We start from the raw sequence: 25,937 nt of genomic DNA on the forward strand, positions 1-25,937 counted from the left end.
ATATGAAGGGGATTGTTCTGGCAGGTGGTTCAGGCACGCGGCTCTATCCAATTACACGTGGGGTCTCAAAGCAACTGCTGCCCATTTACGATAAGCCCATGATTTACTATCCGATCTCTGTGCTTATGCTGGCAGGGATCCGCGATATTTTACTGATCACGACGCTTGAGGATCTCCCTTCATTCCAGCGTTTGCTGGGTGACGGCAACCATTTAGGTATCAATCTTAGCTATGAAATCCAGGCTCGCCCGGAAGGCCTGGCGCAGGCTTTCCTTATTGGTGAAGAGTTCATTAATGGTGGGAGTTGCGCCCTGGTATTGGGGGACAACATCTTCTTTGGCCAGGGCTTTGGCAGCAAGCTTGAGGCGGTTGCCAGTCGACAAAATGGTGCAACCGTTTTCGGATACCAGGTGATGTCGCCGCAGCGCTTTGGGGTTGTCGAATTTGACGAAAATTATCGTGCGCTTTCTATTGAAGAGAAGCCAGCAGAACCAAAATCTAACTGGGCAGTGACCGGACTCTATTTTTACGATAATCAAGTCGTCGATCTAGCTAAACAGGTTAAACCATCGGAACGTAATGAGCTTGAAATCACGAGCATTAACCAGATGTATCTTGAGATGGATGAACTCACCGTTGAACTGCTTGGCCGTGGTTTTGCCTGGCTTGATACCGGCACGCATGACAGCCTGATTGAGGCCTCGCAGTTTGTCCATACCATTGAAAAGCGGCAAGGCTTCAAAGTCGCCTGTCTTGAAGAGATTGCCTGGCGCAAGGGATGGATGTCTGCGGAGCAGGTACTTGATAGTGCCAGGGCCATGGAAAAAACTTCCTATGGTCAATATTTGATGCAATTGGTCATAAAATGACTGCGCCAATGAGCGAGGCAGTTCGGTTTATTTAGCTGAAATTAAGCACACATTCTGCTATTTATCATAAAATCAATTATATATTTTTTTGTAGGCGCTCATCTGGAACGCCTGATTGATTTTTGACGAGCCCTTGGCTATTTCAAAGCACTCCCAGCTATACTAACGCGTATATTTTATAAGTATTTTCCGGTCTATTCTTAGAAAAATTCTTAGTTCTGCCATGGAATTTTACTGTTATCTGATTATACTTACCCCGGTGAATATCATCACATTTTATGAACTATTTCTCTTAGGGTAATCATGAGTCAAGATAACAATAATGTGATGAAAAATCACATTGGGCGCGATCCAGAGTCTATTGATTTAATTGATCTTTTTTTACAGCTATGGCGAGGAAAGATAACTATCATCGCTTGTGTCGTCCTGGCTATTATTATCGCAGTCATCTATCTTTTTGTCGCTAAAGAGAAATGGACCTCCACAGCGGTTATCGCCCAACCGGATGCTGCGCAAGTTGCAACCTATAATAACGCGTTAAACGTTATGAACGCCTTAAACGTTATCAATGGGAGTCCCGTCCTGAATATCACGGACGTCCAGTTACGGGTTGTGGGGCGTTTAAGCTCGGCGATGTCAGCCTTATCGGAAACGCTGGATAATCAGGAACAACCAGAAAAACTGACCATTGAACCTTCTGTGAAAGGCCAGCCGTTACCGTTGAAAATCACCTACGTTGGCGCTACCCCGAAAGATGCACAAGCTAAGGTTGCCCAATATCTTCAACAGGTTGATGAGCAGGTTGGTCAGGAGTTAGGGTTGGACCTTAACAACAGCATTAAATTGCAAACCGCCACGCTTGAAGATTCTTTGAAATCTCAGGAAAAAGTGGCTCAGGAGCAAAAAAATCTGCGTATTAAGCAGATTGATGAGGCGCTGAAATTTGCTACGGAAGCAAAAGTTACTTCACCGCAGGTGCAGCAAACTGAGGATGTCACACAGGATACCCTGTTTTTGTTAGGCAGCGAAGCGCTAACCTCAATGATTAAAAACGAGGCAACCCGACCGTTGGTCTTCTCAGATACTTATTATCAGACCAAACAAAACCTGCTTGATATTCAGAGTCTTAAAATCGATCCTAAAACTATCCATGCTTACCGGTATGTGATGAAACCTACGTTACCAATCCGTCGCGATAGTCCGAAAAAGGGTATTACGCTGATACTGGCGACATTGCTGGGCGGAATGATTGGCGCAGGTGTGGTGTTAGGGCGTAACGCCATTCGTAACTACAAGACCACGGCTTAGTTCTGGTAAATACGCTTTTTTGTAGGACGAATAGACAAAGTACCCTTCGCCACAATATTTCGGGTCAATGCGGTGGATGGCGCTGACGCCTATCTCTATCCTACATGATGTAAAAAGGCCGCATCAGCGGCCTTTTTACATCCAGCAAAAGTTACTTGTGCCGTTTACGCAAATTCTCAATCACCGCGCTCAAATCTAAATCCTGATCCTGCAGCAGCACCAGCAGGTGATAGACCAAATCTGAAGCTTCGTTAGTCAGTTCATGGCGGTCATTAACCGTAGCGGCCAGAGCCGTTTCCACACCTTCTTCGCCCACTTTCTGCGCGATACGTTTGGTGCCGCTGGCGTACAGTTTTGCGGTATACGAGCTTTCCGGATCGGCGGTTTTACGCGATGCCAGCAGCTGTTCCAGCTCAAACAGGAAATGCCAGTCATGTTTAGCCGAAGCAAAGCAGCTTGAGTTGCCGAGGTGGCAGGTCGGGCCAATCGGATTTGCCAGCACCAGCAGCGTGTCGTTATCGCAGTCAGGGGCGATGCTCACTACGTTCAGGAAGTGGCCGGAGGTTTCGCCTTTTGTCCACAGACGCTGTTTAGTGCGCGAGTAGAAGGTGACCTTGCCGCTTTGTTCGGTCTGAGCCAGCGCCGCAGGGTTCATATATCCCAGCATCAACACTTCCCCGGAGACGGCATGTTGTACGATGACCGGCATCAGGCCGTCTGTTTTTTCCCAGTCAAGCTGGTCACGCTGTTGTTCTGTTAACACACTCGAATCTCCACGCCTTGCTGAGCAAGAAACATTTTCAGCTCAGCAATATTAATAATCTGCTTATGGAATACTGACGCTGCCAGCGCACCGTCCACGTCCGCATCGCGGAAGGCTTCCAGGAAATGCTCCATGGTTCCTGCGCCACCTGAAGCAATCAGCGGCACGTGGCACACTTCACGCACCTTGCGTAGCTGTTCCAGATCATAGCCATTACGTACGCCGTCCTGGTTCATCATATTAAGCACGATTTCCCCGGCGCCACGCTTTTGTACTTCCTGCACCCAGTCCAGAGTTTCCCACTGCGTTATCCGCGTGCGGTTTTCATCACCGGTGTACTGATTAACGTGATATTTCCCCGTCTCATTATCGAACCAGGTATCAATGCCAACCACAATACACTGCACGCCAAAGCGGTCTGCCAGGCGAGTAATGAGTTCAGGATCGGCCAGCGCAGGGGAGTTGATGGATATTTTGTCCGCGCCAAACGAGAGGATTTTTGCCGCATCGTCTGTTGATTTAATGCCGCCCGCCACGCAGAAAGGAATATCGATAACCTCCGCCACGCGCGATACCCAGCTTTTATCCACAACGCGTCCGTCGCTGGAAGCGGTGATATCGTAAAATACCAGTTCGTCGGCGCCTTCCTGCGCATAGCGGCTTGCCAGCGGCACGATGTCGCCGATGATTTCATGATTGCGAAACTGCACGCCTTTTACGACCTGGCCGTCACGCACGTCCAGGCAGGGGATTATCCGTTTTGCCAGCATGAGATCGCCTCCGCCACGTTGAATTTTCCTTCCAGTAAAGCGCGACCGACGATTACGCCGCTCACGCCAGTATCCCGCAGGGCTGCAATATCGTTAATGTCGCCAATTCCGCCCGAGGACTGAAACGCGATCTGCGGATAGCGCGCGCAGACTTCTTCATAAAGTGACACGTTAGAGCCTGCGAGCGTTCCGTCACGGGAAATATCCGTGCAGAGCACGTGTTTTAGCCCCACCGGCAGATAGGTTTCCACCAGTTCTTCCAGAGAAACGCCGGAATTTTCCTGCCAGCCGCTGACCGCAACTTGTTTACTGCCTTGCTCATCAATGCGCACGTCCAGCGCCAGCACTAACGCTTCGGCACCAAAACGCGTAAACCAGCCTTTTACCACGTCAGGTGATTTCACCGCCGTGGAACCAACCACCACGCGTGCAACACCTGCCTCCAGCAGAGCCGCAACGTCTTCTTCAGTACGCACGCCGCCGCCAACCTGTACCGGAACAGTAACCCCGGCCACCAGTTTCTTGAGCAATGGGATCTGGCGCTTAGCAGGATCTTTAGCGCCGGTTAAGTCGACCAGATGCAGCACCTGTGCGCCCTGCGCCTGGTAATCCTGCAGGCGAGGCAGCGGATCGCTACCGTAATCGCGCTGCTGACCGTAATCTCCCTGATGGAGACGCACCACTTTGCCATCAATTAAATCGAGAGCGGGAATAATCATCGTGCTTACATCTCCAGGAAGTTCTTGAGCAATTTTGCCCCGGCGGCACCCGAGCGTTCAGGGTGGAATTGCACGCCGTAGAAATTGTCTTTTTGCACGGCAGCCGTGAACGGTTCACCGTAGCTTGCTTGTGCGACCGTGTTAGCGCATACCGGCATTGCATAGCTGTGAACAAAATAGAAATACGCGCCGTCTTCAATATCACGGAACAAATGGTCTCCCGCTTTTGGATAAACACGGTTCCAGCCCATATGCGGCAGCGGTAAACCGTGGTCGGTCATCTTCAGCACGGGTTCGTCAATGATGCCGAGCGTTTTAACGCCCTGATTTTCGTCGCTATGGCTGCCAAGGATCTGCATGCCGAGGCAAATGCCCAGCACCGGCTGGGTGCAGGCCTGGATCAGCTCAAGCAAATCGCGCTCGCGAATTTGATCCATCGCCGCCTGCGCTGTGCCAACGCCGGGTAAAAATAGCTTGTCTGCGCGCAGCACCGTATCCGCATCCCGGCTGACAACCGGGTCATAGCCCAGACGCTTAATAGATGATTTTACCGACAGCAGGTTGGCGCAGCCGGTATCCAGGATCACCACGTTCATCACAGCACTCCTTTCGAGGAGGGCAGCGTATCGCCCTCAACGCGAATCGCCTGGCGCAGCGTGCGGCCAAAGACCTTAAACAGGCTCTCGACGCGGTGATGGTCGTTTTTGCCTTTGGTCTTCAGGTGCAGCGTGACGCCCATGGTATAGGAGAGCGAGCGGAAGAAGTGCTCAACCATCTCGGTGCTGAGATCGCCCACGCGCTGGAAGTTGTACTCGGCTTTATATTCCAGGTGCGGACGGCCGGAGATATCCAGCGCGCAGCGTGCCAGGCATTCATCCATCGGCAGAGTAAAGCCGAAGCGGGTGATGCCGCGTTTGTCGCCAAGCGCGATTTTCAGCGCTTCGCCCAGCGCAAGTCCGGTATCTTCCACGGTGTGGTGATCGTCGATGTACAAATCGCCTTTTACGCTGATTTCCATGCGGAAGCCGCCGTGCGTGGCTATCTGATCCAGCATGTGATCGAAGAAGCCGACGCCGGTGTTGATCTTGCTGCCGCCTTCGCGATCCAGCCAGACCTGCACGTCAATCTGCGTCTCTTTGGTGGCGCGCTCAACGTGGGCATAGCGGTCACGTTTGGTCAGCCGGTCGCTTATCATCGGCCAGGTCAGGGATTCGCCGTGATAGCGCAGCCCCTGAATGCCCATATTTTCCGCCAGCTCGATATCGGTGGCGCGGTCGCCAATCACATAGCTGTTTGCTTTATCCAGCACGCCTTCTTCCAGATACCCTTTGACCATCGAGATTTTCGGCTTGCGGCAGTCGCAGTCATCCGCCGGTAAATGCGGGCAGATCAGAATATCGTCAAAATTCACGCCCTGGGAGGTGAATACCTGCATCATCAGATTGTGCGGCCCGTCAAAATCAGCCTGCGGGAAGCTTGCGGTGCCCAGCCCATCCTGATTGGTGATCATCACTAATTTATAACCCGCCTTTTGCAACTGCAGCAGGGCCGGGATCACCGCCGGTTCAAAAGCGAGTTTGTCCATGCGATCCACCTGGAAATCAGCAGGTGGCTCGGAAATTAAGGTGCCGTCACGGTCGATAAAAAGAATTTTCTGGCTCACACGCCCTCCGTGGCCGTCAGGCCGGGTTGTTGGCGCAGCGCAGCGATGGCGCGCTCGCACTCTTTCATGGTGCCCACGGTAATTCGCAGACAGCCGCTTAACGATGGTTGTTTATTCTGGTCACGCAAGATAATGCCCCGATCCCACAGCGATTTAAACACCGCGTTTGAGGCGGTTATTCTGGCCAGCACGTAGTTGGTTTCGGATGCAAAAACCTCTTCAACGCAGGCAACATCTTTCAGGGCCGTAATCAGATATTGGCGGTTAACCAGCACTTCCGCCACACGTTCGCGCATGGCGTTTATTCCCTGCGTGCTTAACGCCTGTGCCGCGATATCCGCAACGGGCGTAGAGAGCGGATAAGGCGCAATCACCTTCATCAGCAGGTTGATGACATCTTCGTTAGCCAGCGTAAAGCCGCAGCGCAGCCCGGCGAGGGCAAAGGCTTTGGATAGCGTACGCAGCACGACGAGGTGTGGATATTCCTCAAGCCAGCCGGCAAGCGTCGCCTGCGGACAAAACTCGATATAGGCCTCGTCAGCCACAACCAGCGCCTTACCGCGCGTCATTTCCAGCAGAACACGGAAATCCTGAGGGTTGATGAGCTGCCCGGTTGGGTTATTCGGGCTGCAAACGTAAATCACTTTTACGCCTGCAAGGTTTTCCGCGATGGCCGGTAAATCGAGCTGCCAGTTTTCCAGCGTTTGCACCGTGCGGCACTCCACGCCGAAGGTTTCTGCGCTCACGGTGTACATGCCGTAGGTTGGCGGGCAATAAAGCACGGCGTCCTTGCCCGGCTCGCAGAACGCACGAATCAGCAATTCAATGCCTTCGTCGGCACCGCGGCTCACCAGCACCTGTTCCGGCTTCACGCCCGCATAGGCGGCGTAACGTTCAATCACCAGCTTCGGCTGGCATTCCGGGTAGCGGTTCAGCGACTGTTGACTCAGGTCGTACTCAACGGCGGTCGGATATTCATTCGCGTTCAGCCACACATCGCCGTTGCCGCCCAGGCGGCGGGCCGACTGGTAGGGGGTCAGGGCGCGAACGTTTTCGCGGGCTAACTCTTCAATGCTCATTGCATCTCCTCCTTTTTATTGCGGCTCAGGGCCGCAACGCGCAGGGTAACGGCGTTTTTATGGGCGTCCAGCAGCTCGGCGGCGGCCAGGGTTTCAATCGTTTTCGCAAGGCTTGCGAAACCCTGCGGGGTGAGTTCCTGCACGGTCATACGCTTCTGGAAATCGGCCAGCCCAAGGCTTGAACAGGTTGCCGTGTAGCCATAGGTTGGCAACACATGGTTGGTGCCGGATGCATAATCGCCTGCGGATTCCGGGGACCAGTCACCGAGGAATACCGATCCGGCGCTGGTAATGCTGTCGACCAGTTCACGGGCGTTACGCGTCTGAATAATCAGATGCTCAGGACCATACTGGTTGGAAATCTCAATGCATTGCTCCAGATCCCGCGCCACAATCAGGCGGCTGCTTTCCAGCGCTTTGCGCGCCGTTTCTGCACGAGGCAACGCGGCTAGCTGGCGCTCAACGGCTTGCGCAACGGCCTGCGCCATCCCGGCATCCGGCGTCAGCAAAATTACCTGGGAATCCGGGCCATGTTCGGCCTGAGATAGCAGGTCGGATGCCACAAAATCTGCCGTTGCGCCGCTGTCGGCAATTACCAGCACTTCGGAAGGCCCGGCGGGCATATCAATTGCCGCGCCATCAAGGCGCTGGCTAACCTGGCGTTTTGCTTCGGTCACAAAGGCGTTGCCCGGCCCGAAGATTTTATCCACTTTGGGAATGCTTTCGGTGCCCAGCGCCAGCGCGGCGATGGCCTGGGCTCCGCCAACCTGAAACACTTCCTGCACGCCACAAAGCTGTGCGGCATAGAGGATTTCATCGGCAATCGGCGGCGGCGAGCACAGCACCACTTTCTTACAGCCCGCGATGCGAGCCGGCGTGGCCAGCATCAGCACGGTAGAAAACAGCGGCGCGGAACCGCCTGGAATATAAAGGCCGACGGACGCCACCGGGCGGGTAACCTGCTGGCAGCACACGCCCGGCATGGTTTCTACATCCACCGTTGCCAGCTGCTGCGCAACGTGGAATTTTTCGATGTTGGCGACGGCAACCGCCATCGCTTCTTTAATATCCGTCCCAAGACGCCCAACCGCCGCGGCAATTTCCTGCCCGGTAACCTTTAACTGCTGAACTTCGGTCTTATCAAATTTGGCGCTGTATTCGCGTAGCGCCGCATCGCCGTTGGCCTGCACATTATTCAGAATCTCCGCCACGGTACGCGTGATGCTTTCTGAGGCGGAAATAGCCGGGCGCATCAGCAGCGCGTTTTGCGCGGCTTTATCACAGTCATTCCAGAAAATCGGCGTGTTGAAGTTCGACATTGGCTTACTCCATCATCTTCTCAATTGGCAGCACCAGAATGGAGCTGGCACCCAGCGCTTTGAGCTTTTCCATGGTTTCCCAGAACAGGGTTTCGCTGCTCACCATGTGCATCGCCACGCGCTGCTGGTCGCCTGCCAGCGGCAGAATAGTTGGGCGCTCGGCGCCCGGCAGCAGGGAGACAATCTCATCCAGACGCTCGCTCGGCGCGTGCAGCATGATGTATTTGGATTCACGGGCCTGAATCACGCCCTGAATACGGGTCATCAGCTTGTCGATGAGCTGCTGCTTGGCTTCGGGCATTTCGCCGTCGCGCTGAATCAGGCAGGCTTTGGAGCGATAAATCACCTCCACTTCGCGCAGGCCGTTAGCTTCAAGCGTCGCGCCGGTAGAAACCAGGTCGCAAATTGCATCGGCCAGGCCGGCGCGCGGGGCGACTTCAACGGAGCCGTTTAATAAGCAGGATTTAAACTGGACGCCTTTGCCATCAAGATAGCGCTTCAGCAGGTGCGGGTAAGAGGTTGCGATACGTTTATTGTTCAGCGAAGCAGGGCCGTCCCAGGGATCGTCGACGGAGATCGCCAGTGAAAAACGACAGCCGCCGAAATCCAGGCGGCGCAGCGTGAAGTAACGTGGATCTTCGCCCTGAGCGCGACGGGTCAGCAGCTCTTCTTCCAGCACGTTTTCACCGATAATGCCAAGGTCTACCACGCCGTCCATCACCAGTCCCGGAATGTCGTCGTCACGCACGCGCAGAATATCAATCGGCATATTTTCTGCCAGCGCAATCAGGCGCTGGGTGTGCAGGTTAATTTTTATGCCGCAACGGGCCAGTAATTCGCGGGAATCATCGCTTAAACGGCCAGATTTTTGAATAGCTATGCGTAAACGGTTGTTGTCTAACATTGGTAATTGCCCCTTAGTCATTCCTGTCTGACGTCCAAAAAAAAGCCCCCGAAAGAGTTCTTCCGGGGGCTTCATCACACGTTCATGCACCTCTGGAAGAGCTTTTCGTCTCCCAGCACACATCGCCTGAAAGACTAGTCAGGATGATGGTGATGATGGTGGCTTGTAGTCTGAACGCGTGTCATAAAATTCTCGTATGAATGGTTATTCATGATGTGCTTTTAACGTAAACCAGATGTAGCGTTGAGCGCAAGGGCTTTTTAGCGCCATGTTTAATATTCTGTTTACGCTCGCTAATTGTCAGTTCGCTTAACGTGGCGTAGCCTTATGACAGGCTAGTTAACGCAGCACAGAAGAAAATGCTGCGTCTCAGGAGAGAAGGCATGAAAAAGGTTGCGATTGTCGGGTTAGGATGGTTAGGCATGCCGCTGGCGCTGTCATTATCAGCGCGGGGCTGGCAGGTTACAGGAAGCAAAACTACGCTCGACGGCGTTGAAGCAGCCCGCATGTGCGGCATCGACAGTTATCAGCTGCAACTGACGCCTGAGCTGGCTTGTGAGAGCGACGATCTTGATGAGCTGCTAAACGTTGACGCACTTGTCATCACGCTTCCCGCGCGCCGGACCGGCGAAGGCGATGATTTTTACCTGCAGGCGGTGCAGGAAATTGTCGACAGCGCATTGGCGCATCAGGTGGCGCGCATTATTTTTACCAGTTCGACATCCGTTTACGGCGAGGCCGAGGGCAGGATAAAGGAAGACTTCCCGCTTAGCCCTGTTACCGCCAGCGGACGCGTGCTGAAAGAGCTGGAACAGTGGCTGCACGATTTGCCCGGCACCTCAGTCGATATCCTGCGTCTTGCGGGCCTGGTTGGGCCTGAGCGGCACCCGGGACGTTTTCTTGCCGGTAAATCCGACGTCGCCAACGGCGGTCATGGCGTCAACCTTGTGCATTTAGAAGATGTCATTTCTGCAATTACGCTGTTGTTGCAGGCTCCCAAAGGCGGACACATCTATAATTTATGTGCGCCCGTTCATCCCACGCGCGAGGAGTTTTATTCGCAGATGGCGCGTCAGCTCAATCTGGCGGCGCCAACGTTTCGCGCGCCGGATAAACCGGGCCACGGAAAGCTGGTGGATGGCAACCGTATTTGTAATGAACTGGGGTTTGAATATCAGTATCCCAATCCGTTAGTAATGCCTGTGCAGTAGCGCTGCGGATGGCATTGCTCGTTCTACCCGTCATGCTTCAGGCCGCAGATGCGTTGGCTGCATTTGCCCATCCCGGTCTTTTACCCAGGTAAACTCCTGGCATGGGCTTCCTTACCGCCTTCCTGCAGCTCGAATTATTCAGGGGATAAGTTGAGGCGAGTTTGAAACCGTTGCTGGACGTGCTGATCATTCTTGACGCCCTCGATAAAGAAGGGAGCTTTGCTGCGGCGGCGACAAAGCTCTTTAAAACGCCTTCCGCGCTCAGCTACACCGTGCAAAAACTCGAAAACGATCTCCATATTCAGATCCTCGACCGTTCAGGCCACCGGGCGCGTTTTACGCGAACAGGCCAGCTTCTGCTGGAAAAAGGGCGCGAAGTGCTGCATACCGTGCGCGAACTTGAACAGCAGGCCATCAAGCTCCATCAGGGCTGGGAAAACGAACTGGTGATCGGCGTGGACGACTCCTTTCCGTTTTCACTACTGACGCCGCTTATCGAAGCCTTCTATAAAAGCTACAGCGTGACGCGCCTGAAATTTATCAATGGCGTGCTGGGTGGATCATGGGAGGCGCTGACGGAAGGGCGGGCGGATATTATTGTCGGCGCGATGAGCGATCCGCCTTCGCTGAGCGGATTCGGTTTCACGCTGCTCGGGCAGCTGGAGATTGTTTTTGTCGTCGCTCCCCATCATCCGCTGGCAGAGGCGGAAGAACCGTTAACCCGACGAGCAATCAAACGCAGCAGAGCGGTCGTCGTTGGGGATACCTCGCGTCTTGAACCTTCCAGGGCTATGCATCTGCTTGAAGATCAGGAGGCGATCACCGTCTTTGATTTTAAAACCAAGCTTGAACTGCAAATCAGCGGCATCGGCTGCGGTTATATGCCGCGCTATATGGCACAACGTTTTATCGAAAGCGGCGTGCTGGTAGAGAAACAGGTCGTGTCCCACGTGCCTTTTGTGCCCGTCTGGATCGGCTGGAACGAGCAAACCGCCGGCCTTGCCAGCGAGTGGTGGCGGGAGCAAATCGTCGCCAGTCCTGAAATCGCCACCGTCTACGGCGTGACGCAAAATAATACTTCCGGGTGAGTGGCGGACCCCCGGCCCCGCATCTATTGTTAAAAATGGATCGCTATCTCTTCTGAATGCGTCTTCGCGATGAAATTTTCACCCCTGCTAATTTTGCAGAGGTTTTTTGTGCGCAAGGAGTTCGTATGAAGCAAACCAATCAGCAATGGCAGTCGCGCCGCGAGCAGGCGGTTCCGCACGGTGTCGGGAACCTGCTGCCCGTCTATATAGATAAAGCAAAGAATGCCGAATTATGGGATGTGGAGGGCAATCGTTACATCGATTTTGCATCAGGTATCGCCGTTCTGAATACGGGACACAACCATCCGGCCGTTATAGAAGCGGTTCGTCAACAGCTTGACCACTTCACCCACCCGTGTTTCCAGGTCACGCCTTATGGCAACTATATTGAGCTGGCGGAACGTCTGAATAAACTGGCCCCGATCAGTGAACCTTGTCAGGCTTTGTTTCTTACTACCGGAGCAGAAGCGGTTGAGAACGCAATCAAAGTTGCGCGAATTGCGACCGGCCGTTCGGCGGTAATTGCTTTTCGTGGCGCGTTTCATGGCCGCACCTTATTAGGCATGGCGCTAACCGGCAAAGTGCAGCCGTATAAAAAAGGTTACGGCCCGTTCCCGGCAGGTATTTATCACGCACCTTATCCGGCGGCCTATCTTGGCATTACGGATACCCAGGCGCTGGCATCGCTGGCGGGTATTTTCGCCGCGGATGTTTCACCTGACGAGGTCGCCGCCATTATTATCGAGCCGGTGCAGGGCGAAGGCGGTTTTTACGCGGCATCGCCGCAGTTTATGAAGCAGCTGCGTTCCATTTGCGACAAACACGGCATCGTGCTGATTGTCGATGAAATCCAGAGCGGCTTCTGCCGTACTGGCAAAACCTTCGCTATTGAGCACAGCGAAGTTGAGCCGGACTTAATCACCATGGCGAAAAGCCTGGCGGGCGGCTTCCCGCTTTCGGCGCTGGTAGGGAAAAAAGCCCTGTTTGACAAGGCGCTGCCGGGCGGGCTTGGCGGCACCTACGCCGGGTCGCCTGTCGCTATCGCCGCAGCCCTGGCCGTGGTGGATATCATCGAAAAAGAACAGCTCAACCAACGTGCGCAGGCCATAGGCGAACAAATTACCACAAGGCTGCACCAGCTGGCCGAGCGGTTCGACTGCATTGGCGACGTGCGCGGATACGGCGCGATGATCGCTATGGAGCTGGTTGAAGGGCGCGACAGCCACCGTCCGGATAAGGAATTTACCGCCGCGCTGGTGCAGGAGGCGGGCCGTCAGGGGCTTGTCCTTTTATCCTGCGGCGTACGCGGTAACGTCATCAGATTCCTGGTGCCTTTAACCGCCGAAAAAGAAATTGTTAATCAAGGCCTCAACATCTTGTCATCCTGCCTCGAATTGGTGCAAAATACGCGCCTCACAAAATGAGATAAAAAAACCGACGTTAAACGCGTCGGTTATTTTTTTGCATTGAGTCTAAGCAGTCAAACAGGCATTCGCCAAAAAAACCAAGAGGCCGGGCTTCGTACCGGATAGATATTAGCTTTTAAAAAACGACAGTCGTGTCGCCGAGGAAAACAAGATGGGGCAGTTTTTTGCTTTTGCGCAGGCATTCGCCGTTTGGGAGAATGACCATGTCGCTTAACGTCACCGCAGGTGCAAATTCACGTATCGAACTCCGTAAGAGCCTGACGCTCGTTCCGGTCGTTATGATGGGCCTCGCTTATATGCAGCCTATGACGCTGTTCGATACATTTGGTATTGTATCTGGCCTTACCGACGGACATGTCGCGACGGCTTACGCGTTTGCCCTTGTGGCAATTTTATTTACCGCGTTAAGTTACGGAAAGCTGGTACGCCGTTTCCCGTCAGCGGGTTCCGCTTATACCTATGCTCAGAAAGCTATCCACCCGGTGGTCGGCTTTATGGTGGGCTGGTCCTCTTTGCTTGATTATCTGTTTATGCCGATGATCAACATCCTGCTGGCCAAAATCTATTTCGAAGCGCTGGTGCCGTCTATTCCTTCGTGGATTTTCGTCGTGCTGCTGGTTGGCTTTATGACCATTTCCAACCTGCGCGGCATTAAAACCGTAGCGAACTTCAACAGCCTGATTGTTGTGTTGCAGATGGTTGTCATGGCGGTTATTACCGGCCTGGTTATTTACGGCGTGGCTCACGGCGAAGGTGCCGGCACCTTGACCAGCTCCAAACCCTTCTGGTCAGAGCAGGCTAACGTCGTGCCGATGATCACCGGCGCTACCATTCTGTGCTTCTCGTTCCTTGGCTTTGACGGCATCAGTTCGCTGTCTGAAGAGACCAAGGACGCGGGCCGTGTTATTCCAAAAGCGATTTTCCTGACTGCCCTGATCGGCGGCGTGATCTTCGTTGTGGTCTCTTACTTCCTGCAACTGTACTTCCCGGATATCTCTCGCTTTAAAGATCCGGATGCGTCGCAGCCAGAAATCATGCTTTACGTGGCGGGCAAAGCCTTCCAGTTTGGCATTCTGATTTTCTCCTGCGTGACCGTACTGGCTTCAGGTATGGCTGCACACGCTGGCGTATCCCGTCTGATGTACGTGATGGGCCGTGACGGCGTGTTCCCGGAGCGTTTCTTCGGTTACATTCATCCGAAGTGGCGTACCCCGGCGCTGAACGTGGTTCTGGTTGGTATCATTGCGCTGTTTGCCGTGAAGTTCGACCTGGTAACCGCAACGGCGCTGATTAACTTTGGTGCGCTGGTGGCGTTCACCTTCGTGAACCTGTCGGTGATTTCCCAGTTCTGGATCCGCGAAGGCCGCAACAAGTCCATCAAAGATCACTTCCACTATCTGGTGCTGCCAATCTGCGGTGCGCTGACGGTGGGTGCGCTGTGGATTAACCTGGAAGAAAGCTCGATGATTCTTGGTCTGATTTGGGCAGCCATTGGCCTGACCTATCTTGCCTTTGTTACTCGTCGCTTCCGTAACCCGGTGCCGCAGTTCAACGAAGATTTAGCGTAATAGCGCTGAAGTAAAAATGGCTCCTGCGGGAGCCATTTTTTTGCCTTTAATTCACCAGAAACTGTACATATTCGAACAGTGCTTTGAGCAGCGCCGTCTTCTCTTTATCCTCTTCATGCTGGTTATACAGCGCTTCGAGCTCCAGCGCGTAAGCCTGCAACGCTTCCTGCGACAGCACTTCCTGACGATGCGCTAACCAGCGCTGTTGCTCGGCTTCATCCAGCGTGCCGGGGAAGTTGCGCGCCCGATAATTAAACAGCAGCTTCTCAATGCGCTTATCAACGAACGAAATATCCAGCGCCGCAAGGTTCTGCGGATCGGTCTGCAGGACAATACGCATCGCCGCGCGATCGGCATCGCTAAAGAAACCGTTATAAATCTGCGCATCGACATTTTCCGACGGCACAAAGGGTTCGGCTTCGGCAAAAATGGCGACCACTTTTTCTCGCACGCCAGGGTGCGCCCGCAGGACTTTCAGGTTTTCCAGACACCGCTGACGATTAATGCCTAAACGTTCCGCGTCTTCAGGACGCAGGGTATTGGCGACGGCCAGCACGGGGCATTTATTGAGATGAACAAGCTTGACCGGCACGGCTGCCGCATCTTCGAGCGCAGCTTTCGGCGTGTATAAACGGCTGCGAAGCGTATCGGCATCCAGTTCCAGCAGCGGCGTAATATCACCGGCAAGGTCTACCATAATTACCGCGTTGCGGTTTTCAGGATGCCAGGCAAGCGGCGCAATCCAGCTGGTGTTGCCGCGCCAGGCGCCAAACATACCGGAGACGTGCACCAGCGGTTTCATCTGCGGAATATCAATCAGCGTCGTCAGCTTCTGCTTAGAACGATAGCTATACAGATAATCAAACAAACGCGGCTGCCGGGTTTTCACCAGCTGCGCCATGGCAATGGTGGCGTACACGTCAGACATCGCATCATGCGCGTTAGCGTGTTCAATACCGTTGGCTTTGGTCAGATGCTCAAGCCGAAAGCTCGGCAGGCCGTCTTCGTTTTCCGGCCAGATAATGCCTTCCGGGCGCAGCGCATAGCAGGCGCGCATGACATCCAGCAGGTCCCAGCGTGAGTTATCGTTCTGCCAGCTCCAGGCGTAAGGGTCGTAAAAGTTGCGATAGAAAATATTGCGCGTCACTTCATCATCAAAGCGCACGTTGTTGTAGCCCACCACGCAGGTTTTCGGCACGGTGAAAATATCGTGAATGCGTTTTGCAAACGCGGCTTCGTTCTCGCCGCGCGCCAGCGCCTGCTGCGGCGTAATGCCGGTGATCATTACCGCTTCCGGCTGGGGCAAATAGTCGTCCGCAGGCTTGCAGTAAAACACTTCCGGCTCGCCGATAATATTGAACTGCTCATCGGTGCGGATGGCGGCAAACTGTGCAGGGCGGTCAAGCGACGGACTCTTACCGAAGGTTTCATAATCGTGGAAGATAAAGGTGGGCTGCAGTACGGTATCAGGCACGGAGGTTACCATTAAGCTGATGAAGGTCTGGCTTAATGGTAACTCATTTGTTATGGCTGCAGAAGAAAACCAGTGGTTAAGGCATCAGACTTTGCGGCTGCACGGGCTCGCGGCTGATTACGCGCTTGCCCAAGGCGATCCCTGGCTTTTCAACCCTGTGGTACAGGAAGAACGCAATGAGATACGTTACCGGCAGGCATATGCCTGAGACGACCAGAAAGCGCACCGGGGAAGGCAGGTGGCTAAAGGCCGTGGCGTGAACCAGCAGACCAATGACCGGGATCACAATCATCAGGTGCAGCAGGTAAACCGAATAGGAAACATCGCCTAAAAACAGGCTTATCGGGCGCGTCAGGAGATAGCGCGGGTAATGCGCAAGCTGGCTAAAACGCGTGTTTTTTTCCGGCTTCCAGAGCAGCCCGGTCATGCTGATAATCAGCAGGCATTCAACAATCAGGCGCAGGTGGTTTTCCGCAATGCGCATTTGCCAGGCGATGACAGGGGCAAGCAGCGCCAGCGCCAGGTAATAGATCTTCTGGTGACGTATTGCCTGGGATATCAGCATGCCGGCGATGAAAAAGGGTAGCTTAATCAGGATCATCGACGGCATCGGGAACGCATCAAAATAATCCGGCAGCAGCCAGCGGGCGGCGAGGCAGAACAGCATCAGCATCACCGATGAGATAGCAAACCCAAAGCGCATAATAATCAGCATGATAAACGGGAACAGCAGGTAATACTGCATTTCCAGGCCGATACTCCAGTCGGGTAAGACCGTCCGGTATGAATAGTCAGGAATAAAGCCAAAAACGAAAGTCAGATGGCTGGCAACGTTCATTAACGAATGATCGGCATAGCGGCTTGCGAGGGTGGCGGTCGTAGGCCACGCGCTGGCAATAATAGTACGCATTTCCCCAAACCAGCCGCCAAAAACAAGCGCAAAAATGAGCAGTAAATAATAGAGGGGAGCGATCCTGAAAAAGCGTCTTAACCAGAACATTCGCCATGTATTAACGCTGTGCCAGGGCTCTTTCTCCTGCCGGTCCTGATAATTTTTCGCCATCAAATAACCGGACAATAAAATAAAGAGATCGACCCCCAGCCCGGGATCGTAAAGCAGAGGAATACGGCACTGGGTCAGCAGGCAGATATGCCCCAGCAGCACCCAAAGCGAGGCAAACCCCCGCAGACCCTCAAGTTCCGGCGTCCAGTTTTTACTTTGCACCATGCTGGTACCTTTAGAGTAAAATTCACACAAAAAGGCACAATATAAATGAACCGGGGCTCTGGCAATAAAATGCTGGCCGCGAAGAGTATTATCAGATAATACGCAGGTCAGGCCGGGAAATAACTGCGCAAAAATACCTCAGCAATATTACAAAACAACAAACGTCATATTTCCTTGCAATTTTGCCGCGCAAAAAGCAATGAATTGCCGTAAAACGAGCGGCTGAAAATAAAGTTGTTGAGGGTACCTCGTTGAAGATCCGCCAGTTTATTGCTTTTGCTGTCCTGTCATTTTCCGCTCATTCCGCTTTTGCCGACGATCTGTTTGTTAATGCACCGCCTGCGCCGCAAATTCAGGCCGCCTCCTGGGTGCTGATGGATTACACCACCGGGCAAGTTCTGACCGCGTTTGATGAACATGTGCGACGCAACCCGGCGAGCCTCACCAAACTGATGACCGGCTATGTTGTAGACCGCGCCATCGACAGCAAGCGTATAAGCGCCGATGACGTTGTCACCGTAGGAAAAGACGCCTGGGCGCAGGGAAATCCCGTGTTTAAAGGTTCATCGCTGATGTTTTTAAAACCGGGCGACAGGCTGACGGTGCGCGATCTGAGTCGTGGCCTGATTATCGATTCCGGTAACGATGCCTGCGTGGCGCTCGCAGATTATGTCGCCGGAGGCGAACCACAGTTCGTGGCGATGATGAACAAATACGCCTCGCAGCTTGGCCTGCGTGATAGCCATTTCGAAACCGTTCACGGCCTCGATGCGCCCGGCCAGCACAGTTCTGCTTATGATTTGGCCATACTTTCGCGGGCGATAATCCACGGTGAACCTGAGTTCTACCATATGTACAGCGAGCGCAGCCTGACGTGGAACGGCATCACCCAGCAAAATCGTAATGGCCTGCTGTGGGATAAAAACCTTAACGTCGACGGGCTGAAAACGGGCCACACGTCCGGGGCTGGCTTTAACCTGATTGCTTCAAGCGTGTCAGGGCAGCGCCGTCTGATTGCCGTGGTGATGGGGGCCGAAAGCCCGAAAGGGCGCGAAGAGCAGGCGCGTAAACTGCTGCACTGGGGCCAGCAAAACTTCGACACCGTACAAATCCTGCATAAGGGCAAAAAGATAGGTAAGGAACATGTCTGGTATGGCGACAAGGATGAATTTGACGTCGGCACCGACCAGGATGTTTATATGGCATTGCCAAAATCTGAAGTCTCTAATATAAAAGCTAAATACGTGCTTGATCGTCAGGATATGGCGGCGCCTTTAAAGACCGGGCAACGCGTTGGTGAAATCGAGCTTTTTGACCGTGACAAGCTTATCGCTCACTGGCCGCTGGTTTCGCTTACTGAAGTGAAGAAAGGCGGGATGTGGTCGCGCTTTAGCGATTATCTGCAGCAAAAATTCTGAATTCCCCTGAGAAGGAATACGGGAGGGGAGCGATCCTCTCCCGTTTTTTTGCCCGTTGGCTATTTGTTCTTCGGTGCAGCCTTCGGTTTCTTCGCCGCCGCGGTTTTATTTTCAATTGGCGGAACGGCTCCGATATCGGTACCGGTCACCGGATTAACCGTCGGATCGGATGCGGTACGGGTGACGAGGTTTTTCAGGGTAACCTGCTGCTGTTTGGGCAGTGACACGCTGGCCATGCCGTCGCCGCCGTCTACAGCCGGCGTCGGGTCGGCCACAAAGTTGAAGTTCTCATCCGAATTCCAGCTTCCCCGGACATCGCCCCCCTGCGACATGTTGTAGTACACGTTCGCATATTGCTCGACAGGCGGAAGTTTGCCCGGCGGGAAATTATTGCGGATGGAGTACAGCGCTTTCTCAAAAGAAATCTGGTGCGCGACTTCACGCGTCATCAGGAAGCCCAGAGCATCTTTTACGCCCGGATCGTCGGTCATATTAATGAGGCGTTCGTAGAGAATTTTTGCGCGAGCTTCGGCCGCAATATTTGAACGCAGATCGGCCGTCACTTCACCGATGGTATCAATGTAAGCCGCAGTCCAGGGAGCGCCCGCCGAATTGGTAAGCGCCGGGCCGCCGCCATAAAGCAAGGCCGTCAAGTGGCTGTCATTACCGTTGCCGGTGATGGTGCGATACAGTTCGCCTTCCTGCTCCGTGCCTTCCGCGAGATCGCCTTTGGCGCCTTTGTTGAGCATTCCCACCAGCGAACCAATGATTTCCAGGTGGCTAAGCTCCTCGGTGGCGATATCCATCAGCATATCCTTGCGCCCCGGATCGTCATCACCCAGACCCTGAGTAAAGTAACGACAGGCTGCGGCAAGCTCGCCCTGTGGGCCGCCGAACTGTTCAAGAAGAAGGTTAGCAAGGCCCGGGTTTGGACCAGCGACGCGTACGGTGTATTGCAGTTGTTTGACGTGTCTGAACATGGCTCACTCCATTTAGTACACAGTAAGTGAGCGCCTGCTCTGAGGCAGGTCGCTCGCCGGTATTTGATTATTTTTTTGCCTCAACGCCCGGTTCGGCAGATCGCACCATAAACTGTTCGGTTACTTCCGGCAGATGGGTTGACAGCCATTCGGCCATCGCGACTTCCTGCTCAAGGATCTGCCCAAAGATACGGGCACCCTCGTGATCGCCTATCAGTTCGGCGGCGGCAATCAGCGAGGTATAGCTGGCTATCTCAAGGTTCTCAAAGACATAGCCGCTGATAGCGCCTTTCACCACTTCATCTTCAGCCAGCATGCCGCCCATCGCCTGGCCCAGGGCGCTTAGCTTGCCGACGGCGTCTTTAAAGACCGAACTTGAGGTGTCATAGCGCTCGATAACGGACTTCACCAGCGCCTGCTGGCTACGGGTTTCTTCGATGTGTTGCACGATGCGGGCTCTGAGATCCGGGTAGTGCTCAAGGCGGTCGGCCATTTTTTCAAGCATGCTTTCCGCCTGCTTTTCCATGGCGTACGCGTCTCTTACCCAATCCAGATAGTTTTCTTCGTATGTCATGTTTGTCACCTCTTAGTAGGTAAATGCCCGGCAGAGTACGGCTCAGGCGTAAGTTGCGGATTTGGTACAGCTTAATCACCCAACGTCAGCGAAAACGCTAATGCCCTGCGCCAGTAAATTCTCGATACGGATAACATCAAAAAGAGAGTGTTAAACCGCGCTCAGAAGGCATTGATTGCTATTTGTTTCCCGGTACTAAACCAGAGTAAATAGCAAATTTGCTTCATACTGCAGCAGTAATTAAGCGTAGTTCAATCGGTGAAACAGCGCTGTCTGTAAAATAAATCTCACCGCTTTAAGAGGTTTCCTGGGCTGGTTTTTAACGCGGGAATGAGCCGTTATTGCCGGCAGCAATGCCGCAGAAAACTGAGCGAAAATAGATAACCGGGTGCACAATTTGAAGGCTAAGAGGTACTGCTAACGACGAAGGGCAAATATACTCCAGAAAGAGAAATATACTTTTCAGACAGGCATCTACGCTATTAACCCAGTCAGGAGAAGGTATGGAATTCAAGATTCAGCAGGTATCAGAACAGAAAGTTGCCGGTTTCCATATGGTTGGTCCCTGGGAACAAACCGTTCATCAGGGATTTGAGCAGCTCGCCCTGTGGGTAAAATCCCATAACATTACCGGGACCGAATGGCTGGCGATTTATTACGACAACCCCGATGAAGTGCCCGCGCAGAAACTGCGCTGCGATACGGTGCTTCGTGTGCCGGAAGATTTTGTCGTGCCGGAAACCAGCGAAGGCGTCATCGTTACCCGTATTGAAGGCGGCGACTATGCCGTTGCGCGGGCGCGCGTCGATGACAACGATTTTGCCGAACCCTGGATGCAGTTCCTCGGTAGCCTGGCGGCTGACGAACGTTATCAGATGACCGGCAAGCCCTGCTTTGAACGCTATCTTAACGACGGCTCAGAAAGCGGCGTCTGGGAACTTGATATGTACATTCCGGTTGTTGGCAAGCGTTAAAATCGGAGAGAAACGGCGATGATTATATTGTCATTTGTGTTGATCTATGCCAAACGTTCGGGAGCTCGTTTATCGGGTGTCTGGCAGTAGTCTGCTACAATCGCGCTTTTGGTTTCAGGAGACGGGTGTGCGCCCCGACAAATCACTTAGCCCGTTTGAAATGCGTGTTTACAGCCACTACCGCACGGTACACGGCATCCGTATCGCGCTGGCTTTTATTCTCACCTTTATGCTTGTTCGCATACTCAAGGTGCCGGAAGGCACCTGGCCGCTGATCACCCTCGTGGTGGTCATGGGACCTATCTCATTTTGGGGAAATGTTATCCCCCGTGCTTTTGAGCGCATCGGCGGGACTATATTTGGCGCGGCGCTCGGGCTTATTGCCCTTAAATTAGAGCTTTATTCTCTGCCGCTTATGCTGCTCTGGTGCGCTATCGCCATGTTCTTATGCGGTTTCCTGGCGCTTGGCAAACGCCCTTACCAGGCCTTGCTGATTGGCATCACGCTTTCTGTGGTGGTGGGAGCGCCTGCGGGAAATATGGAAACCGCGCTGTGGCGAAGCGGCGACGTCATTTTCGGATCGCTACTGGCGATGCTGTATACCAGCATCTATCCTCAACGGGCATTTATCCACTGGCGGATCCAGATGGCAAGCTTCGTGACGGCATTTGGACGCCTTTGTAACGCGGGGTTTTCACCAAACCTGCTTGAGCGTCCGCGTTTGGAAAAACCGCTGCAAACCATCCTTAACGACGTTGTAAAAATGCGCGCCTTGATTGGCCCCGGCAGCAAAGAAACGCGCATTCAGAAATCGATTTTTGAAGCGATTCAGAAAGTGAGCCGCAATATGGTGTGTACGCTTGAGCTGCAAATTAACGCTTACTGGACGTCACGGGCCAGCCACTTTTTGATGCTTAACGCGCGCACGCTGCGCGATACGCAGCAAATGACACAAAGAACCCTCAGCGCCATTGCGCTTGCCTTGCAGGAGGGCAATCCGTCACCCATCTCTGCCAATACCGAAAAGCTCAGCGAAATTGTCAGCGAGCTGCGCCAGTTGATGCAGGAGGGACAGGGTAGCGCGCCGCAGGAAACGCCCATCTACGGCTATGTATGGCTAAGTCTGGAGCTGGCCCGCCAGTTGGAATTACTGTCACAGCTTATCTGCCGGGCGCTGCGTAAGTGACGGATGGGCGTCGGCTTTTACGATGCTGGTTTCGATTCAGCCTTATTTGCGGTTAAGATAGGACAAGCGACCGATAAATCATTGTCAACGGCAACCGCTACCTTTATGGTTAGGGCAGTTGTCTTAACGAATCCGAGTTTGAATTTAGCAGGGGTGTAAAAATGGAAAATACTAAGCCTTCTTTTCAGGACGTGCTGGAGTTCGTGCGTCTGTTCCGTCGTAAGAACAAACTGCAACGTGAAATCCAGGACGTAGAGAAAAAGATCCGTGACAACTCAAAACGCGTTCTGCTGCTTGATAACCTGAGCGATTACATCAAGCCGGGCATGAGCATCGAAGCCATTCAGGGCATCATCGCCAGCATGAAGACCGACTACGAAGACCGCGTTGATGACTACATCATCAAAAATGCCGAGCTTTCCAAAGAACGTCGCGAGATTTCCAAAAAACTCAAAGCAATGGGTGAACTGAAGCCAGAATAAGCTTTGGTCGCAGCATATTTCTAAAACCGCCTTTGATCCAGGGCGGTTTTTTTTCGCCTGCCAGCTTCTGGCGCGGCATAACGATAAGGAGGCATGATGGCCCTTGCAGTAATGATCCAGGGAACCGCTTCAGACGTCGGAAAGAGCGTGCTGGTAGCCGGACTGTGCCGCATTTTTGCCCAGGACGGGCTTAGCGTCGCGCCGTTTAAGTCGCAGAATATGGCCCTCAATTCGGGTATCACGCCAGACGGCAAAGAGATGGGACGCGCGCAGATATTTCAGGCCGAAGCCGCCGGGATTGCGCCGGATGTACGCATGAATCCCGTGCTGTTAAAGCCCACCAGCGACTGTAAAGCGCAGGTGATATTGATGGGCAAGGTGGCCACCAACATGGATGCGGTCACTTTTCACAATTACAAACCCCGGTTGCGCAGCCAGATTCAGGAAGTCTACCGCAGCCTTGCGGCCGGGCACGAAGTGATGGTGCTGGAAGGGGCGGGAAGCCCGGCGGAAATTAACCTTCGCGACCGCGATATCGTCAATATGGGCATGGCTGAACTGGCAGAATGTCCGGTGATCCTGGTGGCGGATATCGACCGTGGCGGCGTATTCGCCGCGATTTACGGCACCATTGCGCTTCTGGCCGAACACGAAAAGCGGCGCGTAAAAGGCGTCATCATCAACAAGTTTCGCGGCGATAAAGCGCTGCTTTACTCCGGCGTTGAGCAAATCGAAGCCCTGACCGGCGTGCCGGTACTGGGCGTAATGCCGTGGCTTAAAGTGGATCTGGAAGACGAAGACAGCGTTGTCTTAGAACGCGGAAAATACGATGCCGACACGCCGAAGGATCTGGATATCGCGGTGATCCAGTTGCCCTACATGTCCAACTTCACCGATTTTAACGCGCTGGCTGCCCAGCCGGACGTTCGCCTGCGTTATGTCAGCCAGGCATATGAGCTCCAGGGCTGCGACCTGGTTATTCTGCCCGGCAGCAAAAACACGTTAAGCGATCTGCTCTGGGTCCGTAAGAGCGGCTTTGAAAAAGCGTTGCTGGCGCATCATCGGAAGGGCGGTGCGGTTCTGGGCATTTGCGGCGGTTACCAGATGCTTGGTGAACATATCTTCGACGCGGTGGAGTCCGGTCTGGATGAAATGCCGGGTATCGGCCTGCTGGACGTGGTAACCCGTTTCGCCAGTGAAAAAACCACGACCCGCGTAGCGGGCAAAACGCTGCCGGCATTGCCTGGCTTCTTCAATGCCTGCGCCGTGCTCAGCCTGGAGGGCTACGAAATTCATATGGGCGAAACGCAGCGCGGCGCGCACGTTGAACCTTTTGTTCGCCTGAGTGAATGCAACGCTCAACCTTACGACAGCCTTGACGGCGCGGTAAGCGCAGACGGCAACGCGCTGGGAACCTATTTGCACGGCGTGTTTGATAACGGTGAATTTACCCGTGCGTTGCTCAACGGCCTGCGTGAACGAAAAGGGTTGAAAGCCTGGGAAGGCGAGCTGTTTGATTACCAGCAGCATAAACATCAGCAGTTCGATATCCTCGCCAGCGCCATGCGTGAACATATTGATATCGAAAGTATTTACCAGATTATGCGTGAACATCAGGAGCAATTATGTATCTGATTACCGGCGGGGCACGCAGCGGCAAAAGTCGCCATGCGGAACGGCTGGCCGCCTCGAGCGAGCGCGTGTTGTATATCGCCACCTCGAAAATATTCGATGAGGAAATGGCGGCCCGCATTCAGCATCACCGCGATTCCCGTCCGACGCACTGGCGCACCGTAGAACAGCACCGTGATTTGCATAGCATTATCGGCGCGGAGAACGACCCGCAGGAGGCGATACTGCTGGAATGTATCACCACGCTTATTACCAACATTATGTTTGATGCAGCGGGCGATGCGCCTGAAGATGAATGGGATTTCGTGGCAATCGAGCAGCAGGTAAATCAGCAGATTGACAGACTGCTGGCCGCCTGCGCGGTTTGCCCGTCGCCGGTTTATCTCGTGACCAACGAAGTAGGGATGGGTATCGTGCCGGAGAATCGTCTGGCCCGGCACTTTCGCGATATAGCCGGGCGCGTGAATCAACGCCTGGCGGCCCAGGCGCAGGGAGTCTGGCTGGTAGTATCCGGAATTGGAGTAAAAATAAAATGATCTTCCGTTTGTACTTTGCCACGCTGCAATTCATGAGCCGTTTACCGGTGCCGGGCCGCTGGTCGCAAGGGCTGGAAGTGGATCAGTACGTGCGCGGCGTTATCACCTTTCCTTTCGTGGGTCTGCTGTTGGGTGCCATTGCAGGGCTGGTCTTCGTTGTGTTGCAGCCATGGTGCGGCCTGCCGCTGGCGGCGCTGGGCTACGTGCTGGCGCTGGCTTTGCTGACGGGCGGCTTTCACCTTGATGGCCTGGCGGACACCTGCGACGGCGTGTTTTCGGCCCGCACTCGCGAACGCATGCTGGAAGTTATGCGCGACAGCCGCCTGGGCACGCACGGCGGGCTGGCGTTGATTTTTGTCCTCGTCGCCAAAGTGCTGGTGGTCAGCGAATTATCCCTGCGCGGCGCTAACATGCTTGCCGTACTGGCCGCGGCTTCTGTCGCCGGGCGTAGCGCCTGCGTGCTGCTGATGTATCGTCAGAAGTACGCCCGACAAAGCGGTCTGGGCAATCTGTTTATCGGCAAGGTAAACGGGAAACAGACGGCGGTGACCCTGGCTGGCGGAGCGTTACTTTCCGTGCTGCTGGTGCCAGCGGCGGGCATTTTTGCCTTTGCGGTGATGCTCGTTGTCGTTATGGCGCTGGCCTGGACGTTGAAGCGCACGCTTGGCGGACACACCGGCGATACGCTGGGCGCGGCTATCGAACTGGGCGAAGTTATTTTTTTGCTGGCGCTTTTGTAGCGTCAGACTAACCATTCAGAGAATA

The 25,937-nt window shown here is 53.9% G+C and carries 27 protein-coding genes and 1 other annotated feature; of the genes, 14 read left to right on the forward strand and 13 right to left on the reverse strand.

All coding sequences use genetic code 11. The annotated features are described in order from the left end of the window. Positions 1-2: 2 nt before the first annotated feature. Positions 3-869, forward strand: a complete 867-nt coding sequence (rfbA, locus tag E2L00_RS01360; protein ID WP_167605979.1) for a glucose-1-phosphate thymidylyltransferase RfbA — start codon at positions 3-5, stop codon at positions 867-869. A gap of 303 nt (positions 870-1,172) precedes the next feature. After that, positions 1,173-2,177 carry an LPS O-antigen chain length determinant protein WzzB gene (gene wzzB, locus E2L00_RS01365; protein WP_167605982.1) on the forward strand — a complete coding sequence of 335 codons (1,005 nt, stop codon included), beginning with the start codon at positions 1,173-1,175 and terminating at the stop codon, positions 2,175-2,177. A 151-nt stretch (positions 2,178-2,328) separates the two neighbouring features. Here the strand turns inward: wzzB and hisIE are convergent, their stop codons facing one another. The 9 genes from hisIE to hisL form a co-directional block, all read right to left on the reverse strand. Further along, a complete protein-coding gene (hisIE, locus tag E2L00_RS01370) occupies positions 2,329-2,940 on the reverse strand; it encodes a bifunctional phosphoribosyl-AMP cyclohydrolase/phosphoribosyl-ATP diphosphatase HisIE (protein ID WP_167605985.1) in 612 nt (203 codons plus the stop codon). After that, the gene (gene hisF / locus E2L00_RS01375; protein WP_167605988.1) at positions 2,934-3,710 is read right to left on the reverse strand and encodes an imidazole glycerol phosphate synthase subunit HisF; all 777 of its coding nucleotides are present in this window, start codon (positions 3,708-3,710) and stop codon (positions 2,934-2,936) included. Before hisF ends, hisIE begins: the two co-directional genes overlap by 7 nt. After that, positions 3,692-4,429, reverse strand: a complete 738-nt coding sequence (hisA, locus tag E2L00_RS01380; RefSeq protein WP_167605991.1) for a 1-(5-phosphoribosyl)-5-[(5-phosphoribosylamino)methylideneamino]imidazole-4-carboxamide isomerase — start codon at positions 4,427-4,429, stop codon at positions 3,692-3,694. Before hisA ends, hisF begins: the two co-directional genes overlap by 19 nt. Positions 4,430-4,434: 5 nt before the next feature. Further along, positions 4,435-5,025: an imidazole glycerol phosphate synthase subunit HisH gene (hisH, locus tag E2L00_RS01385; RefSeq protein ID WP_167605994.1), complete on the reverse strand. Its 591-nt coding sequence runs from the start codon at positions 5,023-5,025 to the stop codon at positions 4,435-4,437. Next, positions 5,025-6,092: a bifunctional histidinol-phosphatase/imidazoleglycerol-phosphate dehydratase HisB gene (gene hisB / locus E2L00_RS01390; RefSeq protein WP_167605997.1), complete on the reverse strand. Its 1,068-nt coding sequence runs from the start codon at positions 6,090-6,092 to the stop codon at positions 5,025-5,027. The genes hisH and hisB overlap by 1 nt, the downstream gene beginning before the upstream one ends. Then, positions 6,089-7,171 (reverse strand): histidinol-phosphate transaminase, encoded by a 1,083-nt coding sequence (hisC, locus tag E2L00_RS01395; RefSeq protein ID WP_167606000.1) that lies wholly within the window; start codon positions 7,169-7,171, stop codon positions 6,089-6,091. The genes hisB and hisC overlap by 4 nt, the downstream gene beginning before the upstream one ends. Continuing rightward, complete coding sequence (hisD, locus tag E2L00_RS01400) at positions 7,168-8,490, reverse strand: histidinol dehydrogenase (protein ID WP_167606003.1); 1,323 nt, start codon at positions 8,488-8,490, stop codon at positions 7,168-7,170. Before hisD ends, hisC begins: the two co-directional genes overlap by 4 nt. A gap of 4 nt (positions 8,491-8,494) precedes the next feature. Continuing rightward, positions 8,495-9,394, reverse strand: a complete 900-nt coding sequence (hisG, locus tag E2L00_RS01405) for an ATP phosphoribosyltransferase (protein WP_167606006.1) — start codon at positions 9,392-9,394, stop codon at positions 8,495-8,497. 36 nt (positions 9,395-9,430) lie between these two features. Then, positions 9,431-9,553 (reverse strand) — a sequence feature (His leader region). Next, the gene (hisL, locus tag E2L00_RS01410; protein WP_201279285.1) at positions 9,529-9,579 is read right to left on the reverse strand and encodes a his operon leader peptide; all 51 of its coding nucleotides are present in this window, start codon (positions 9,577-9,579) and stop codon (positions 9,529-9,531) included. Its footprint overlaps the feature before it by 25 nt. 198 nt (positions 9,580-9,777) lie before the next feature. Between hisL and E2L00_RS01415 the strand changes: the two genes are divergently transcribed. The 5 genes from E2L00_RS01415 (at position 9,778) to E2L00_RS01435 (ending at position 14,688) form a co-directional block, all read left to right on the forward strand. Continuing rightward, complete coding sequence (locus tag E2L00_RS01415; RefSeq protein ID WP_167606009.1) at positions 9,778-10,605, forward strand: SDR family oxidoreductase; 828 nt, start codon at positions 9,778-9,780, stop codon at positions 10,603-10,605. A 161-nt stretch (positions 10,606-10,766) separates the two neighbouring features. Further along, positions 10,767-11,693: a LysR substrate-binding domain-containing protein gene (locus E2L00_RS01420; protein WP_167606012.1), complete on the forward strand. Its 927-nt coding sequence runs from the start codon at positions 10,767-10,769 to the stop codon at positions 11,691-11,693. A gap of 125 nt (positions 11,694-11,818) precedes the next feature. After that, positions 11,819-13,117 carry a 4-aminobutyrate--2-oxoglutarate transaminase gene (gabT, locus tag E2L00_RS01425; protein ID WP_167606015.1) on the forward strand — a complete coding sequence of 433 codons (1,299 nt, stop codon included), beginning with the start codon at positions 11,819-11,821 and terminating at the stop codon, positions 13,115-13,117. A gap of 154 nt (positions 13,118-13,271) precedes the next feature. Continuing rightward, positions 13,272-13,334: a membrane protein YoeI gene (yoeI, locus tag E2L00_RS21890; protein ID WP_167607501.1), complete on the forward strand. Its 63-nt coding sequence runs from the start codon at positions 13,272-13,274 to the stop codon at positions 13,332-13,334. Continuing rightward, the gene (locus E2L00_RS01435) at positions 13,324-14,688 is read left to right on the forward strand and encodes an APC family permease (RefSeq protein ID WP_167606018.1); all 1,365 of its coding nucleotides are present in this window, start codon (positions 13,324-13,326) and stop codon (positions 14,686-14,688) included. The genes yoeI and E2L00_RS01435 overlap by 11 nt, the downstream gene beginning before the upstream one ends. 46 nt (positions 14,689-14,734) lie before the next feature. Here E2L00_RS01435 and sbcB read toward each other — a convergent pair whose 3' ends face one another. Together sbcB and E2L00_RS01445 are read right to left on the reverse strand one after the other, a co-directional pair. Further along, the gene (sbcB, locus tag E2L00_RS01440; protein WP_167606020.1) at positions 14,735-16,174 is read right to left on the reverse strand and encodes an exodeoxyribonuclease I; all 1,440 of its coding nucleotides are present in this window, start codon (positions 16,172-16,174) and stop codon (positions 14,735-14,737) included. 64 nt (positions 16,175-16,238) lie between these two features. Further along, complete coding sequence (locus E2L00_RS01445) at positions 16,239-17,390, reverse strand: acyltransferase family protein (RefSeq protein ID WP_167606022.1); 1,152 nt, start codon at positions 17,388-17,390, stop codon at positions 16,239-16,241. A 251-nt stretch (positions 17,391-17,641) separates the two neighbouring features. On the opposite strand from E2L00_RS01445, the gene dacD reads away from it, so the two are divergent. Then, the gene (dacD, locus tag E2L00_RS01450) at positions 17,642-18,808 is read left to right on the forward strand and encodes a serine-type D-Ala-D-Ala carboxypeptidase DacD (protein ID WP_167606025.1); all 1,167 of its coding nucleotides are present in this window, start codon (positions 17,642-17,644) and stop codon (positions 18,806-18,808) included. A 59-nt stretch (positions 18,809-18,867) separates the two neighbouring features. Here the strand turns inward: dacD and E2L00_RS01455 are convergent, their stop codons facing one another. Both E2L00_RS01455 and E2L00_RS01460 read right to left on the reverse strand, forming a co-directional pair. Then, positions 18,868-19,788 carry a manganese catalase family protein gene (locus tag E2L00_RS01455; protein ID WP_167606028.1) on the reverse strand — a complete coding sequence of 307 codons (921 nt, stop codon included), beginning with the start codon at positions 19,786-19,788 and terminating at the stop codon, positions 18,868-18,870. A gap of 67 nt (positions 19,789-19,855) precedes the next feature. Continuing rightward, a complete protein-coding gene (locus E2L00_RS01460) occupies positions 19,856-20,362 on the reverse strand; it encodes a ferritin-like domain-containing protein (protein WP_167606031.1) in 507 nt (168 codons plus the stop codon). A 503-nt stretch (positions 20,363-20,865) separates the two neighbouring features. Between E2L00_RS01460 and sbmC the strand changes: the two genes are divergently transcribed. The 6 genes from sbmC to cobS all read left to right on the forward strand — a co-directional run bounded on the left by sbmC (position 20,866) and on the right by cobS (position 25,912). Continuing rightward, positions 20,866-21,336, forward strand: coding sequence for a DNA gyrase inhibitor SbmC (sbmC, locus tag E2L00_RS01465; protein WP_167606034.1), 471 nt, complete (start codon positions 20,866-20,868; stop codon positions 21,334-21,336). Positions 21,337-21,463: 127 nt separating this feature from the next. Next, on the forward strand, positions 21,464-22,522 hold the full coding sequence (locus tag E2L00_RS01470; protein WP_167606037.1) for an FUSC family protein: 1,059 nt from the start codon (positions 21,464-21,466) through the stop codon (positions 22,520-22,522). A 161-nt stretch (positions 22,523-22,683) separates the two neighbouring features. Then, the gene (locus E2L00_RS01475) at positions 22,684-23,004 is read left to right on the forward strand and encodes a DUF496 family protein (protein ID WP_147402970.1); all 321 of its coding nucleotides are present in this window, start codon (positions 22,684-22,686) and stop codon (positions 23,002-23,004) included. Between the two features lie 96 nt (positions 23,005-23,100). Then, positions 23,101-24,639: a cobyric acid synthase gene (locus E2L00_RS01480; protein ID WP_167607504.1), complete on the forward strand. Its 1,539-nt coding sequence runs from the start codon at positions 23,101-23,103 to the stop codon at positions 24,637-24,639. Continuing rightward, on the forward strand, positions 24,627-25,172 hold the full coding sequence (gene cobU, locus E2L00_RS01485) for a bifunctional adenosylcobinamide kinase/adenosylcobinamide-phosphate guanylyltransferase (protein WP_167607506.1): 546 nt from the start codon (positions 24,627-24,629) through the stop codon (positions 25,170-25,172). The genes E2L00_RS01480 and cobU overlap by 13 nt, the downstream gene beginning before the upstream one ends. Further along, a complete protein-coding gene (gene cobS / locus E2L00_RS01490; RefSeq protein WP_201279252.1) occupies positions 25,169-25,912 on the forward strand; it encodes an adenosylcobinamide-GDP ribazoletransferase in 744 nt (247 codons plus the stop codon). Before cobU ends, cobS begins: the two co-directional genes overlap by 4 nt. Positions 25,913-25,937: the final 25 nt, after the last annotated feature.

The organism is Cedecea colo, assembly GCF_011808225.1.
Classification (GTDB): Bacteria; Pseudomonadota; Gammaproteobacteria; order Enterobacterales; family Enterobacteriaceae; genus Dryocola; species Dryocola colo.

Coding starts and splice junctions, on each gene's coding strand:
- hisA (WP_167605991.1), bottom strand. CDS start 4,429: ATGATTATTCCCGCTCTCGATTTAATTGATGGCAAAGTGGTGCGTCTC.
- sbmC (WP_167606034.1), top strand. CDS start 20,866: ATGGAATTCAAGATTCAGCAGGTATCAGAACAGAAAGTTGCCGGTTTC.
- wzzB (WP_167605982.1), top strand. CDS start 1,173: ATGAGTCAAGATAACAATAATGTGATGAAAAATCACATTGGGCGCGAT.
- cobS (WP_201279252.1), top strand. CDS start 25,169: ATGATCTTCCGTTTGTACTTTGCCACGCTGCAATTCATGAGCCGTTTA.
- E2L00_RS01475 (WP_147402970.1), top strand. CDS start 22,684: ATGGAAAATACTAAGCCTTCTTTTCAGGACGTGCTGGAGTTCGTGCGT.
- E2L00_RS01445 (WP_167606022.1), bottom strand. CDS start 17,390: ATGGTGCAAAGTAAAAACTGGACGCCGGAACTTGAGGGTCTGCGGGGG.
- hisF (WP_167605988.1), bottom strand. CDS start 3,710: ATGCTGGCAAAACGGATAATCCCCTGCCTGGACGTGCGTGACGGCCAG.
- E2L00_RS01460 (WP_167606031.1), bottom strand. CDS start 20,362: ATGACATACGAAGAAAACTATCTGGATTGGGTAAGAGACGCGTACGCC.
- rfbA (WP_167605979.1), top strand. CDS start 3: ATGAAGGGGATTGTTCTGGCAGGTGGTTCAGGCACGCGGCTCTATCCA.
- hisC (WP_167606000.1), bottom strand. CDS start 7,171: ATGAGCATTGAAGAGTTAGCCCGCGAAAACGTTCGCGCCCTGACCCCC.
- hisG (WP_167606006.1), bottom strand. CDS start 9,394: ATGTTAGACAACAACCGTTTACGCATAGCTATTCAAAAATCTGGCCGT.
- sbcB (WP_167606020.1), bottom strand. CDS start 16,174: ATGGTAACCTCCGTGCCTGATACCGTACTGCAGCCCACCTTTATCTTC.
- hisH (WP_167605994.1), bottom strand. CDS start 5,025: ATGAACGTGGTGATCCTGGATACCGGCTGCGCCAACCTGCTGTCGGTA.
- E2L00_RS01435 (WP_167606018.1), top strand. CDS start 13,324: ATGTCGCTTAACGTCACCGCAGGTGCAAATTCACGTATCGAACTCCGT.
- E2L00_RS01415 (WP_167606009.1), top strand. CDS start 9,778: ATGAAAAAGGTTGCGATTGTCGGGTTAGGATGGTTAGGCATGCCGCTG.
- E2L00_RS01480 (WP_167607504.1), top strand. CDS start 23,101: ATGGCCCTTGCAGTAATGATCCAGGGAACCGCTTCAGACGTCGGAAAG.
- gabT (WP_167606015.1), top strand. CDS start 11,819: ATGAAGCAAACCAATCAGCAATGGCAGTCGCGCCGCGAGCAGGCGGTT.
- E2L00_RS01455 (WP_167606028.1), bottom strand. CDS start 19,788: ATGTTCAGACACGTCAAACAACTGCAATACACCGTACGCGTCGCTGGT.
- hisD (WP_167606003.1), bottom strand. CDS start 8,490: ATGTCGAACTTCAACACGCCGATTTTCTGGAATGACTGTGATAAAGCC.